The organism is Lysobacter enzymogenes, assembly GCF_017168095.1.
GTDB classification, from domain to species: domain Bacteria; phylum Pseudomonadota; class Gammaproteobacteria; order Xanthomonadales; family Xanthomonadaceae; genus Lysobacter; species Lysobacter enzymogenes_D.
The window spans coordinates 1-11,393 of record NZ_LXSD01000455.1 but is presented as its reverse complement, the minus strand read 5'-3'; the positions used below and the strand labels follow the sequence as shown (position 1 = coordinate 11,393).

General features: G+C 70.8%; 11 protein-coding genes. 1 reads left to right on the top strand and 10 read right to left on the bottom strand.

The window, feature by feature from the left end; translation table 11 throughout:
- The 10 genes from A7A76_RS19460 to A7A76_RS19415 all read right to left on the bottom strand — a co-directional run.
- Positions 1-1,169 (bottom strand): glutamine amidotransferase-related protein (locus A7A76_RS19460; protein ID WP_206412774.1); only part of this gene is annotated, 1,169 nt, incomplete at its 3' end.
- Positions 1,170-1,229: 60 nt separating this feature from the next.
- Positions 1,230-1,985: a 4'-phosphopantetheinyl transferase family protein gene (locus A7A76_RS19455; protein WP_206412771.1), complete on the bottom strand. Its 756-nt coding sequence runs from the start codon at positions 1,983-1,985 to the stop codon at positions 1,230-1,232.
- Between the two features lie 420 nt (positions 1,986-2,405).
- Entirely contained in the window at positions 2,406-4,064 is a 1,659-nt protein-coding gene (locus A7A76_RS19450; RefSeq protein ID WP_206412770.1) for a M4 family metallopeptidase, read from the bottom strand.
- Between the two features lie 446 nt (positions 4,065-4,510).
- Positions 4,511-5,695 carry a glutathionylspermidine synthase family protein gene (locus A7A76_RS19445; RefSeq protein WP_206412768.1) on the bottom strand — a complete coding sequence of 395 codons (1,185 nt, stop codon included), beginning with the start codon at positions 5,693-5,695 and terminating at the stop codon, positions 4,511-4,513.
- Between the two features lie 22 nt (positions 5,696-5,717).
- On the bottom strand, positions 5,718-6,338 hold the full coding sequence (locus A7A76_RS19440; protein ID WP_206412766.1) for a DUF1190 domain-containing protein: 621 nt from the start codon (positions 6,336-6,338) through the stop codon (positions 5,718-5,720).
- Positions 6,339-6,346: 8 nt separating this feature from the next.
- On the bottom strand, positions 6,347-6,754 hold the full coding sequence (locus tag A7A76_RS19435; RefSeq protein ID WP_206412764.1) for a DUF350 domain-containing protein: 408 nt from the start codon (positions 6,752-6,754) through the stop codon (positions 6,347-6,349).
- Between the two features lie 44 nt (positions 6,755-6,798).
- Entirely contained in the window at positions 6,799-7,467 is a 669-nt protein-coding gene (locus tag A7A76_RS19430) for a DUF2491 family protein (RefSeq protein WP_428995197.1), read from the bottom strand.
- A gap of 33 nt (positions 7,468-7,500) precedes the next feature.
- Positions 7,501-8,550: an ion channel gene (locus A7A76_RS19425; protein WP_206412760.1), complete on the bottom strand. Its 1,050-nt coding sequence runs from the start codon at positions 8,548-8,550 to the stop codon at positions 7,501-7,503.
- A gap of 333 nt (positions 8,551-8,883) precedes the next feature.
- Positions 8,884-9,648, bottom strand: coding sequence for a PspA/IM30 family protein (locus A7A76_RS19420; RefSeq protein WP_206412758.1), 765 nt, complete (start codon positions 9,646-9,648; stop codon positions 8,884-8,886).
- A complete protein-coding gene (locus A7A76_RS19415; RefSeq protein WP_206412757.1) occupies positions 9,645-10,061 on the bottom strand; it encodes a YjfI family protein in 417 nt (138 codons plus the stop codon). The genes A7A76_RS19420 and A7A76_RS19415 overlap by 4 nt, the downstream gene beginning before the upstream one ends.
- 453 nt (positions 10,062-10,514) lie before the next feature.
- On the opposite strand from A7A76_RS19415, the gene A7A76_RS19410 reads away from it, so the two are divergent.
- The gene (locus A7A76_RS19410; RefSeq protein ID WP_206412756.1) at positions 10,515-11,030 is read left to right on the top strand and encodes a c-type cytochrome; all 516 of its coding nucleotides are present in this window, start codon (positions 10,515-10,517) and stop codon (positions 11,028-11,030) included.
- The last annotated feature ends 363 nt before the right edge of the window (positions 11,031-11,393 follow it).

The window sequence follows — 11,393 nt, the reverse complement described above, 5'->3', positions numbered from 1 at the left end:
GCGCGCACCCGCGCGACGGTGTCGTCGAGCCAGCGCTGCGCGGCGGCGGCGTTCGCTTCGTCGGCCACCGCCAGCGCCCAGGCGCGGCCGGTCGCATGATCGAAGGCGAGGAAGCGGCGCGCGCGCATCCACACCGCGTCCGGCGCGGCGGCGAGGTGGCCGCGCTCGCCGTCGAACAGCGCCTTGGCTTCGTAGCCGAAATAGCCGACGTAGCCGCCGCGGAATTCGAACGGCAGCGGCGCGTCGACGGCGGCGACCGCGTGCGCGAGTTCTTCGCGCATCCGCGCCAGCAGCGCCCGCCCGGCCGACAGCGCCGCGTCGTCGTCGCCGATGCGGTAGCTCAGCACGTCGTCGGGCTCGGCCGCGCCCATGAACGAGCAGCCGGCCTCGTCGGCGACCTGGCTGTCGAGCCAGAACGCATGCGGCGCGTGCGCGTAGCACTGGGCGAACACGGTTTCCGCGTCGGGCGCGGGATCGAGCGGGCGCAGCCACGCGCGCAGCGTCGGGGTCGATGGCGAGGCCGGCGCGGACGGCTTGGCGAGCGCCGGCTCGGCCGCTTCGCGCCAACCCAGCGTCGCCGCGCCGCGATGGCGGCGCACCAGATCGCGGAAATTGCCGATCATCGCCAGCCCGTGCTCGCTCAGCACCGACTCGGGATGGAACTGCACGCCCCACTGCGGCCGCTGGCGATGGCGCAGCGCCATGATCACGCCGTCCTCGCTGTGCGCGCTGGCTTCCAGCTCCGGCGGCAGCGGCGCGGCGGCGATCAGCGAGTGATAGCGGATCACCCGCAGCCCTTGCGGCAGGCCGGCGAACAGCTCGCGGCCGTCGTGCTGCAGCCGCGCCGGGCGCCCGTGCACCGGCTCGGGCGCGTGGGCGATGCGGCCGCCGTGGGCGTGGGCGATGGCCTGGAAGCCCAGGCATACCCCCAACAGCGGCAGCCGCGACTCGGCGATGGCGCGGCGCGACAGGCCCAGGTCGGCCGCGCGCACGGCGCTGCCGGGCCCGGGCGAGACCACGATGCAGTCGTAGCGCGCATCGGCCTGCAGCGCGTCCCAGTCGGCCGCGTCGTTGCGCAGCACCTGCGGCGCCTGGCCGAACGCGCGGCCGATCAGGTCGGCGAGGTTCCAGGTGAAAGAGTCGTAGTTGTCGATCAACAGGCAACGCATGATCGGCCTATTGTCGTACAAAGCCGCGCGCGCGCGGCGGCCCGGGCGACGCGGCGGCGCTCAGGCCGGGCGCGGCAGCCAGACCAGGCTGAGCACGCCGCCGTCGGCGTCGAAACGGTAGTGCGCGCCATAGCGCTGTCCGCGCCGGACCTGCGCGGCGAGGTCTTCGGCGCAGACGAACTCCAGCCGCTGCGCGCCGGTGCGCGCCAGCCGCATCGCCTCGAAGCCGAACAGCCGCCGCACCTGCGGGAACAGCGCCTTGTACAGGCTCTCCTTGGCCGAGAACACCGCGGCCAGGCCGGCGGCCGGGTCGTCGAAGCCGGCCTGGATCAGCGCGTGCTCGTCGGCGTCGACCACCACGCCGCGGATCTCCGCCGCGCGCTGCGCGTCGAGCGGCCGTTCGATGTCCACGCCGAGGCCGAGCGTGTCGGCCGCCGAAACGGCCAGGCACAGCGCGCGATCGCCGGCGTGGCTGATCGAAGCGACCACCCCGTCCGGCCACACCGGTTCGCGGTCGCGGCCGATCGGAATCGTCGCCGGCGCCGCGCCGAGCCGCGCCAGCGCGCGGCTCGCGCAGACGCGCCCGGCCAGGAACTCGCTGCGGCGCTTGGGCACCGCGCGCACGAGCTGCGGCGCGAACGCGATTGCGTGGCGCGCGAACAACTCGTCGCGGTAGCCGGCCAGATCGAAACGGCAGGCGTGTCCGGCGAAGCGGCGGCCGAAGGCTTCGATGTCGATATCGCCGGCTTCGCGCAGGAACGCCGGTTCGCCGCCGGGCGGATCGGGACGAATGGCGGCCGGCGCGTCTGCGGTCATGATCGCGAGGATGAGGAAGAGGCGGCCAGGATCGCACAGGCCTTGCGGCGGCGCCGGTACGGCGGTCGCGGGATGGCCGGCGACGGGGATTTCCTGCGTCTCTTGCGAGTTCGCGGCGTCTCGCCCAACCCGTCATTCCCGCGAAGGCGGGAATCCAGAGACTTCAGAGCCATGTCGCGATGAAGCCTTGGATGCCCGCCTTCGCGGGCATGACGGTAGGTGGGTTGCGAAGGCGTTTCTTTCGGGTTCGCGACGCCACTCCCACTCCGTCACCCCCGCGAAGGCGGGGATCCAGAGACTTCAGAGTCCTGTCGCGATGAAGCCCTGGACGCCTTCGCGGGCATGACGACACGACACCCCGCAACGAAGAACGGCCCGCACGAGGCGGGCCGTTCGTTGCCGCACTGCTGCGCAACAGGATCAGTTGACGTTGGCCGCGCTCCAGGCCCGCGCCAGCGTGTTGTACTCGGCCGAGTTCGCGCCGTACAGCTCGGTGGCCGCCGCCAGCGTCGCCGCGCGCGCCTGCGGGTAGGTGGTGTTGGAGGTGAACTTGGTGGTCAGCGCGCGATACCAGATCTTGCCGAACTTGTCGCGGCCCATGCCGGCGATGGCGGTGTCGCCGTTGCACACCAGCTGCGCCGGGGTCAGGCTGGTCCCGGCCGGCACCTTGGCGCCCTCGATGGCCAGATAGGCCACGCGATTGCCGACGCCGGAGGTGTAGTGCGGATCGTGCGCGCCGCCGGCGCCCTGGCTCGGGTCGAAGCCGCCGGCCGGGTAGCAGTTGAACGACTTGCCGTCGGCGGCCTGGTTGTACATGTCGCGGAACGCCGCGCCGTTGGCGCGCATCACCTCGCCGATGCGGTAGTCGCCCGGATCGCGCGCATTGTTGGCATAGAACTCCACCAGCGTGCCGAAGATGTCCGAGGACGCTTCGTTGAGGCCGCCGGCATCGCCGGAGTAAGCCAGCTTGGACGTCGCCGCGGTGACGCCATGGGTCATTTCGTGGCCGGCCACATCCAGGCCGACCACCGGCCCGACGTTGCGCGAGGCGTCGCCGTCGCCGTAGAACATCGACTTGACCAGATCGACGTAGGCCGCGTTGGCGCCGGTGGTGGCGCCGGTGGAAGTCTTGAAGTTGGTGTGCGCGTAGCTCTTCACGCCCTTGCCGTCGCCGGCCAGGCCGCTGCGGCCGTGCACGGTCTTGTAATAGTCCCAGGTCACGCCGACGCCGTAATGGATGTCGACGGCGAGCGTGGCGCGGTCGCTGAGCGCGTTGTTGCCCCAGGTGTTGTCGGTATCGGTGAACAGGGTCGCGCTGGAGGTGGTGGAGAAGATGTCGAACAGGCCCGACACCACCCCGCCCTTGGCGTCGTACACGCTGCCGCTGCCGCGGGTGGTGTCGATCAGGTCGAACTTGGTCGCGCTCTTCTGATCGGTGGAGATGCTCAGGTCGCCGTAGTAGAACGACTTGCCGGCGCCGGTCGCGGCGGCGGTCTGGATCAGGTCCTGGGCATCGAGCACCTTGCCGCTGGCCGCGTCGACGTAGTACTTCACCAGGCCCGAATGCGCGCGGGTGTCGGCGCCCTGCAGGGTGACTTCGTACGCGAGCACCGGCTGCCGGCCGCGCGCGTAGACCACCAGTTCGTTGGAATACACCTTGTCGACGCGGCCGGCGAAGCGCGCGCCGGCCTCGACCGCGGCGGCGTCCGCGCTCAGGCGCGGCGTCAGCGACGGGCGCTGCTTGCTGCGCAAGGTCAGCAGCGCCGAACGCAGCTCGCCGCCCCGGCTCTTGAGCACCACGTCGCCGCCGATCATGCGCAGGCCGCGGTAGCGGCGGTCGAAACGCACGTGCTCGGTGCCGTCGGCATCGACCAGCGCGTCGCGCGCTTCGAAACGGTCCTGGGCATCGCCCTGCAGCGCGCTCAGGTGGCTGGCGACCAGCCCGCGCGCCTGGTCCATCGCCAGCGCGCGCGCGCCGGCCTGAGCCGGTTGCGCCGCCGACGCGGCGGGCGCCGCGACGATCGCGGCGACGGCCAGGGCCAGGCCCAGGCGCTTGGGTGCGTTGGAATGCGAAGTCATCCGTGTATCCCCTCAGAAAGTGACGCAAGCGCCGGTGCGGCCGGCGAACCGTGGCGGCGTCGCGCGCCGTCGCGATCAATCTTGGGTCGGCGATGGTGCAGCGGCGCCGATGCGCAAGCGCGAATCGCGCGAAAAATTGCAGAGGGGTTTCGCAGTTTCCGCATTCGTCATATGACGCGGAAACGTTCATGGAATCGGCGCGATTCGCGAATTGCGAACTGGATACAACCCGGTTTCTTCCGCAACCAAGTCGCTGCGCGCGCATGCGCTGCGGACGTATGCGCAACGCTTCACAGAGTCATGCACGTACAAGCCGCAAAGCGCGACGCTGCGGCGACAGCGGATGAGGCCGCACGATCGAACGGCGACCGCGTCGCCGAGCGCGCGCGGCCGACACGGGAGGAGATTCAAGACTGCGCGGCGCCCATCGACCCGGCGCCGCGCGCTCAGTCCTCAAGGATCGCGTGCGGCACGAAGCGCGAACTGTCCTGGGTGATCGGGCCGGCGTCCTCGCGCAGGCCCATGCCGGCGGCCTGGTCGGCCACCACCCAGCTGCCGATCAGCGGATAGTTCGGCTCGCCGTCGGCGCCGTCGAAGCGCGGCAGCGGATGCAGCGCCTGGCGGATGGTCGGACCGTCGTCGTAAGGGCCGTCGCTGCGCAGCCGCTCGCCGTCCAGGCCGACCAGTTCGATGTTGGCGCCCTCGCGCGAGAACAGCGGCTTGCGCACCCAGCCCGGCGCCAGTTCGGCGGCGCCGTCTTCGAAGTGCGCTTCCAGCAGATTCGGATGGCCGGCGTGGCGTTCCCACAACAACGGCAGCACGCCCTTGTTGCTGAGGATCGCCTTCCACGCCGGCTCGATCAGCTGCACCCGCGATCCGGCCAGCTTGGGCCCGTATTCCTCGGCGAACATCCACTCCAGCGGATACAGCTTGAACAAGGTGCGGATGACCCGGTCGTCGCCGTCGGTGAAATAACCTTCGCGGCTCAGGCCGATGCCTTCGATGCTCAGTTCCAGCGTGTCCACGCCGGCCTGTTCGGCGCAGTCGCGCAGGTAGCGCACCGTGCCCTGGTCCTCGAGCGAGCCTTCGACCGCAGCGAAATGCACCGGCGTGGCGATGCGCCCGTCGCGCGCCAGCGCGCCGAAGGTTTCGATCAGCAGTTCCTGGATGCGGTTGTACTGGTCGCTGCCGTCGCCGAACACGCCGCGGGCGATGCTCTGCTCCAGCCACAGCCATTGGAAATACGCCGCTTCGTACAAGGACGTGGGCGTGTCGTAGTTGAGTTCGTACAGCTTGGCCGGGCCGCGGCCGTCGTAGGCCAGGTCCATGCGGCCGTACAGGTGCGGCTCGCCGCGGCGCCAGGAGTCGGCGATCCAGTCCCAGTACTCGCGCGGGATCGCCAGGCGTTCGAGCAGTTGCTCCGAGCCGACGACCTCGTCGACCAGCGCCATCGCCATGTCGTGCAGCTCCTGGGTCGGCTGCTCGATGTCGTCCTCGATCTGGCGCAGGCCGAACGCGTAACAGGCGCGCTCGTCCCAGTACGGCGCGCCGTCGATGGTGTGGAAACGGAAACCGAGCGATTCGGCCTGTTCGCGCCAGTCCGGGCGTTCGGGTACGACGATGCGTTTCATGCGCTCTCGCGAAAGTGGAGGATCAACCGCCGAAACCGCGGCTGCTGCTGGAGCTGCTGCGGCCGAAGCCGCCGCGCGCCGCGGCGCTGGAGCCGAAGCCCGCGCGCGAGACGGTGACCGCGCGCGCCGGCAGCGCGGTGTCGCCGGCCTTCTTGCCGTAGACGGTGCCGCTGTAGGTGCTGATCTCGCGGCCGTCGGGCTTGCGGTAGCCGCCGCTGCGGTAATCGCGGTACAGCGGCGAGACGCCGCCGATGTGGTAGTAGCGGTTGCCGCCGCTCATCAGCTGCGAGGCCGCGTAGCCGAGCAGGAAGCCGGTCATCGGCGGGATGTAGGTCGGCTGGGCGCCGGCGGCCGCGCCGTTGAGCGGCGTGCAGGCGCCGAACTGCTGGTTGCACTCCTGCTCGCTCTGGAACCGCGGCGCGAGCTTCTCGTGCTCGACCAGGGCCTGCGAATAGGCCTTCTCGCATTCCTCGCGCGAGATCTCGGTCTGCACCGAACATTCTTCGCGCGAGGTCAGGATCTTGCCGCTGGGATCGTCGTCGCAGCCGGCCAGCAGCGCCGGCGCGGCCACCGCCATCAGCACCAGGCGCAGGTTGCGCGAGCGCTTGCCGCGCGGCGCGTCGTCGTGGGCGTTCGTGGTCATGGCGTCGCTCACGGGGTCATCGCGGCGGCGTTGATCAGGCCGACGCTGACCGACACGCCGGCGTAGAACACGCCGGCGCCGACCTGGCCGTCGGTGATCTGCTGCGACAGCTTCGGCGCGACCAGGCGCGCGATCAGGTAGGCGAACACCTGCACCACCACCGCCGCCGCGCCCCAGATCGCCGCGTCGACCAGGCTGACCGAGTTGGAGATCGCCGAATGCAGTGGCAGCGCCAGCCCGACCAGGGTGCCGGCGAAGCCGGTCGCGGCGGCGGCGTTGCCGGAGCGGATCAGGCTCAGCTCGCGGTGCGGGGTGATCATCGACACCGCCAGCGCGGCCAGGATCAGCACGCCGATGCCGGTGCCGGCGTAGGCGAGGAAGTTGAGGAAACTGTGGGCGTTGATCGGTGCGTCCATGAGAGGAGTCCTTGTCTATTGCGGGCGCTTGAGTCGCGGGCGCTTCAGGTGATGTCGAGATCGGCGGTGTTGAGGTCGATGCCGAGCGCGTAGGTGACGACGAATTCGCTGGGGCCGTAGTCCTCGGCGGTGACCAGCAGGAATTCGTCTCTGTCCAGCTCGGGAATCTCGCGCCGGTACAGCATGGCGTAGTGGGTCAGGTCGTCGTCGCGCCGCGGCGGGTCGTGGCGGTACAGCACCTCGTCGTAGACCACCGGCGGCACCCGCTCGGCCACATCGTCGCCGAACTCGCGGAACCAGGTGCGGCCGGCGTATTCGATCGACGCCGCGCCCAGGTGCGGGCTGTCCTGGATGAAGCGCTTGAACGCAGCCTGGTTGGCCGGGTTCACGGTGTCGTTGAAGACGAAGGCCTTGATGCCCTCGACCTGGCCGTTGGCGGTGCTGACCTGCAGGTAGGCGTCGTCGTCGAGATAGAACCGGTGCAGGGCATGGCCGCCGCCCAGGTCGATGTGGCCGTAGCAGGGAATGCCCTGGTGGCCTTCGGGCAGGCGCAGGATCCAGGCCTGCGGGTTGGCGCGGAAGGTCAGCGTGTCGAACGCGACCCGCCCGTTGATGCGCAGCCCCAGCGGCAGCTCGTGCGCGAACGGCAGCGCGGGCCTGGCGTCCCCGCGCTTCTTGCCGCCGAACAATCCGTCCAACCAACCCATCGCGATGACCTCGTCGTTCGTCTGTGCGTGTGCGCCGCTTCAGGCCGCCGCGAGCGCGGCCCACGGCAGGCGCGCGCCGTCGATGCGCGCGTCGGCAAGGTAATACAACAAAGTACCCGGCGCGATCTCGACATGATCGGGCGGATTGAGCACCGGCGCGGCGGTGCGGCCGTCGCGGTAGCCGATCCACAGCGCCGCCTGCTGGCGGAACGCCGCCGCCAGCAGGCCCGCGCGCACCGGTGCGGCGGCGTCGGGCACCTGCAAACTGAATTGGGTCGGACCGCCCGCGCCGAGCCATTCGCCGGCCACCAGCGAACTGCCGGCGTCCTGCGCGGCGCGCGCGATCACGTCCACGTGCAAGGGCCGCGTGCATTCCACATGCGGGTAATGGCTGCGCACCAGCTGCGCCACCGCTTCGGATTCGAAGTGGGCGACGATGTGCGCGGCCGGGCGGTGCGCCATCACCGCGAACACCGCCGCCAGCGAGCGGTCGTCGTCGGCCGCGTGCACGATCACCCGCGCCGCGCCGCCCAGCGCGGCGCGCGCGTACTCGCCGCAGTCGGCGTAGGACTCGACCGCGACGAAGCGGATCTGGTCCGGCAGCGGATTCTCGGCCACGCCCTCGGCGACCAGGACGATGCCTTCGTCGTCGGTATGCGAATCGGCCAGCAGCAGCTGCACCAGCCGCTGCGATTCGCGGCCGTGCCAGCCGATCAGCACGGTGTGGCCGCGCAAGTCGTCGTAGCTCATCTTGCCCACCTGATGGCGTTTCCAGAAATGCAGCAGGCCGGCGCTGGTCTTGGCCAGGATCGAGGCGAACAGGGCGATCGCGCCGGGCATCACGAACAAGGCCGCGACCCAGCGCCCGGCGGCGCTGCCCGGCGAGAGATCGCCGTAGCCGATGGTGCTGGCCGTGGTCACGTAGTAGTAGACGAACGCGTCCCAGCCCAGCAGCTTGGCTTCGCCGGCCCAGGCCAGCAGCAGCCAGGTGCCGGTCATGTGCAGCGCCAGCGCGGCGGCGACCACGCCCCAGCTGATCCGGCGCAGGTGGCCGCGCAGGCTGCGGTAGAGCTTGCCCAGGACGATCATGGCGCCGGTCCGCGGCGTGGAGCGCGCTGCTTCAAGTCCCTTTCCTCCGGCGGCGCTTGGTGCGCCGTCGCGTGTCGTTCATCGACGGCCGGCGCAGGCCGCAGTGGCGATCGGCGAGGTTCGGTTCGCCGTAGTTGAGTTGTCGCGGTCGCAGCTCGCGCAGCTCCTACAGTCGGAGACGAAACCGGCCGCAGCCCCTGTAGGAGCTGCGCGAGCTGCGACCGCGACAACGAAGCTACGGCGCAACGCCCGTCGCGCCGCAACCTCGGCGATCCGCGCCCGATGCGAACGCTGCGCAGCGGCGACCCACGGCCGCCGCCGCGCACGGCGGCCTCAATCCTTGCGCTCGACCTGGTCGGCCTGCTTCACCTCCGCCGCCGGCAGCGACAGCGGCTCGTGGCTCAGCTGCTGCACCGGCTTCTCGCGGAAGCGCTCCAGGATGTTGTCGACGCTGGTCGATTCCGGCAGCAGGCCGGCCGCTTCCAGGCGCTTGTTCAGATCGCCGTCGCCGCTTTCGGATTCCAGCTGCGCCGCCGCTTCCAGGCGCGCGCCGCGTTCGGCCTGGCGCTGCTGGATGCGCTCGAGCGAGTCCAGCGCGGTGGTGACCTTGCCGTTGGCGCCGGAGTGGCGCGAGGCGACCGCGGTCTGCGCGCGCTGCACCGCTTCGGTGGCCTTGACCGTGTCGACCTGCTGCTTGACCCGCGCCAGCTTGCGCTCGGTGGCGCTGATCGCGGTCTTGAGCTGGTTGATGCTGGCATCAAAGCTGGCGATGGCCTGCTCGTCGTTCTTCAGGTCGGTCTCGACCGCCGCCAGGCGCTCGGCCACCTCGCGCGCGAGCTGCTCGTTGCCCTGGCGCAGGGCGCCGGCGATGTAGGTCTCGTACTCGGCCTTCTTGGCGAAGCGGTCCTTGCTGCGGTTGGCCTGCAGCTGGCGCTGGGCCATGACCTTGGTCAGCTCTTCCTTGGACCGCGCCAGCTCGGTGCCGGCGTCGCGGATCTCCTGGTCGAGGATCTTCAGCGCGTTGGCGTCGACCACGGCCTGGCCGGCCTCGTGCGCGGTGCCGCGGAACAGGGTCAGGATTTTCTGCAGGATGCTCATGCGCTCACCAGGTAGGACTTGAGGGCTTCCACCGCGTCGATCGCGTTGTCGGCCAGGGTGCGGATTTCCAGCTCGATCTGCTCGGCGCTGGAGTCGGGCGCCATCTCGCCGAACACGATGTAGACGTCGCGGTCGTTGATCGTGGTCAGGCCCAGGTTCGACAGCGGGTTGATCGGGTTCAGGCGCAGGCAGGCCTCGTTGAAGCCGTGCGCGTCGCGCACCTGGCTGGATTCGACCAGCGGGGTGGAGACGAAGATCTCGCGGTCGGTCAGGGCGATGGTGATGCCCAGGTCGCCGCTCTCGGGCAGGGTCACCTGGATCGCGGCGTCGGCGGTGGGCACTTCCTCGACGTTGTGCGCGCCGAAGGTGGCCTGCAGGCGGGTGATCAGTTCTTGCGTGGTCCAGCGGGACATACGGGCGGTCCTTGTGGGGTGTCCTTGGAAAATCTTCGGAAAGCGCGGCGCGTGCGGGTGGCGAAGGCACGGCGCGGGCCGCGCGTCCTGGCTCGCCGCGATCATCGTCCGTGACCGTGCTCATGGAACGGGAAGGTTATAGGGGCGCCCGCGGGCCGGCGCAAGGCGCACCGGTCGCCGCCCCGCCTCCCCGTGGACGACGCAAAGCCAACGGCGGCGGGCGTTTGCGCGCCGCGCGCCGGGCCGGTCCGCGACGATCCGCGCAGGCCGGGCTTTGGGCTAAACTGTCCGGCGGAACTACCCGACCGGCATTCCCGGTCCGCGAATCCGCCCCAACCGGCGGAGGGCGGACCGTCCTAGGGCGGGTCCGTGCAGCGGTCGCGCCGAACCCCGGTGGCGGCCACGTCGATGGCTCGATGCGCCCCCGGCGGGGGCGCACGCAATAGGTGGACCGTGCGCAATTACGACCTGGAATTCCTGAAGAAATTCTCGATGGTGATCGGCTTCCTGATGCTGGTGACCCTCGGCCTGATGATCGCGGCCTATTTCGTCCACAAGCAGTTGCCGCAGGAAATCGATCCGCGCGCGGCCCAGCGCACCGAAAACCGCATCGCGCCGACCGGCGCGGTCTACGCCGGCGCCACCGGCGCGGCGGCGCAGCAGGCGGCGGTGGCCGCGGCGGCGGCCAAGGCCGCCTCGCAGGTCGCCTACGGCGGCACCAAGGACGGCAAGGTGATCTTCGACAGCCTCTGCGCGGGCTGCCACAAGTCCGGCGCCGGCGGCGCCCCGACCCTGGACGCCTCGCACTGGGCGGCGCGCATCCCGAAGGGCAAGGACACCCTGCACAAGCACGCCATCGAGGGCTTCACCGGCACCTCCGGCGTGATGCCGCCCAAGGGCGGCAACCCGGCCCTGACCAACGAACAGGTCAGCGCGACGGTCGACTGGATGCTCGACAACATCAAGTAAGCGGCGCCGAGCCGGCCGCTGCCGCGGGCGTCGCCCGCGCCGACCGCGCTCGCACCGACACGAGAACGCCGCCTGCGGGCGGCGTTTTCATGTCCGTCGCCCCCGTGCCCGCGCTTGCCCGCGCCGGCGCGCGAACGCAGCCCGGCGCCCTGCCCCGCCCGCGGCCCCGCAGCCACCCTCGATGCCGCCACACGGCACACGACGGGCCGCAACGCGGCTGCGGATAATGGCCGCTCTTTCCGCCACGCCGAGCCCGCCATGACGCGCATCCGCCCCGCCCTCGCCTTCGCGCCCTGCCTGCTGCTGGCGGCCTGCGCCAGCGCGCCGCATGCCGGGCGCGGCGCGGCCGGCGCGGGCACGGTC

Bases quoted from the DNA above. Each gene is read 5' to 3' on its own strand.
- A7A76_RS19435 (WP_206412764.1), bottom strand. From the start codon at position 6,754: ATGGACGCACCGATCAACGCCCACAGTTTCCTCAACTTCCTCGCCTAC.
- A7A76_RS19420 (WP_206412758.1), bottom strand. From the start codon at position 9,648: ATGAGCATCCTGCAGAAAATCCTGACCCTGTTCCGCGGCACCGCGCAC.
- A7A76_RS19415 (WP_206412757.1), bottom strand. From the start codon at position 10,061: ATGTCCCGCTGGACCACGCAAGAACTGATCACCCGCCTGCAGGCCACC.
- A7A76_RS19440 (WP_206412766.1), bottom strand. From the start codon at position 6,338: ATGACCACGAACGCCCACGACGACGCGCCGCGCGGCAAGCGCTCGCGC.
- A7A76_RS19445 (WP_206412768.1), bottom strand. From the start codon at position 5,695: ATGAAACGCATCGTCGTACCCGAACGCCCGGACTGGCGCGAACAGGCC.
- A7A76_RS19450 (WP_206412770.1), bottom strand. From the start codon at position 4,064: ATGACTTCGCATTCCAACGCACCCAAGCGCCTGGGCCTGGCCCTGGCC.
- A7A76_RS19455 (WP_206412771.1), bottom strand. From the start codon at position 1,985: ATGACCGCAGACGCGCCGGCCGCCATTCGTCCCGATCCGCCCGGCGGC.
- A7A76_RS19425 (WP_206412760.1), bottom strand. From the start codon at position 8,550: ATGATCGTCCTGGGCAAGCTCTACCGCAGCCTGCGCGGCCACCTGCGC.